Genomic DNA, 1,562 nt, shown 5'->3' on the forward strand with positions numbered 1-1,562 from the left:
TTGTTTTGATATTCTATTGTTTACGGCTACAGATCCTACTCTGTCGGTATGTCCGTCTACAAAGAATTTTTTACCATCAAAACTTCCGTCATTTAACATTTTTGCAGCATCATTAACTAATGGTAAAGACTCTGCTGTTAATTTAGAACTATTAAATTCAAAATTAATATTTTTTAATTTGAATGTAACGTCTTTAGTTTCCCAAGGACAACCATTATTATCAATTGGTCCTTTTACTGTTGGACAATTATCATCAATATCAGGGATACCGTCTCCATCTGTGTCAGGACATCCTTGGAATTGTGCAGGTCCTGCTGCATTCGGACATCTGTCTTGATCGTCAGGGATACCGTCTCCGTCTGTGTCAGGACATCCTTGGAATTGTGGTAATCCCGGTGTATCCGGACATCTGTCTTGATCATCTGGAATACCGTCCCCATCTCTATCGCTCGGTGCTACCGGAGGCGGTGGTAATGGTTGTTCTTTCTTAGCTCCAAATTTAAATATTAAGGATGCTGAGTGTTGAAAGAAGTCAGAATAATCTTTTGATTGATTAGTTACCCAGTTATATTGAGATTCAATGTTTAAACCAAAGTTTCTGGTAAACCAAAAGTTAATACCTACTCCTCCGTTTACTACGAACATATCATTTTTTCCTGTAAATTTACCTCCTAACTTATAATTTTTATCTGAGTTATAATCATCATCATAAGCATCTAAGTGAGTAGAAGGATCATCCTCAACAATTTTAATTCCTTTATAAGAATATTTGTGATAGTTTGCACCTACTCTCACATATGGGTCCAGCCATCTTAATGATTTTGACTCACTAAGTGGTGTAAATCTAAGACCTAAACCTGCTAAAACAAAAAATTCGTCTTTTATTTTTAATCTTTTGTTATCCATATCACTTATTGAAGCTTGTAAATCAACCGCAAAGTTTTTACCAATACTTCTTGCTACAGTTAATTTTGATAATGGAAAAGAAAAACTATAATCATCGGTATCAAAATATCCGTCAAAGATACCACGCACTGACGTATGGTCAGTTGCATGCATCCCTATCCCCACATACCACTTTTCTGTAGTATTTTGAGCTTTAGTTACAATGGCCATTATAACAGCTCCTATTGTAATCAATAATTTAAATTTTTTCATATTAATTTCTTACTACTATGATTTATTTTATTCTACTAAACAAATTCTATTCCAATATATAAAAAAACCATCCTAATAAGGATGGTTTTTTTATTTGTAGATCAATTATTTCTTAATTTTCACTTCTTTTGTTACGGAAACTTTATCTCCTGCCTGATCTAAAACTACCACTCTTCTGTTAGATCTATCACAAGATTCTTGGTCAGGATATAGTATATTTCCTTCTTCGTCTTTTTTAGTATTGATATCTGCTTGTTTACATAATAATTCTGTTTTTCCAAAGCCTCTAGCTATCAATCTATCTTTTTCTACACCTTCATTAACTAATTCGTTAACTACAGATTGTGCTCTTTGTTTTGATATTCTATTGTTTACGGCTACAGATCCTACTCTGTCGGTATGTC

2 protein-coding genes are annotated in these 1,562 nt (G+C 33.5%); both read right to left on the reverse strand.

Annotated elements, in window-relative coordinates; genetic code table 11:
• A partial coding sequence (locus tag GFV01_RS10015; RefSeq protein ID WP_160567205.1) for an OmpA family protein occupies positions 1–1,158 on the reverse strand: 1,158 nt, incomplete at its 3' end.
• Between the two features lie 105 nt (positions 1,159–1,263).
• Positions 1,264–1,562, reverse strand: a 299-nt coding sequence (locus tag GFV01_RS10020) for an OmpA family protein (protein ID WP_160567208.1), incomplete at its 5' end; no start/stop codon positions are given.

The sequence above is a fragment of the Apibacter sp. B2912 genome, from assembly GCF_009827835.1.
Classification (GTDB): Bacteria; Bacteroidota; Bacteroidia; order Flavobacteriales; family Weeksellaceae; genus Apibacter.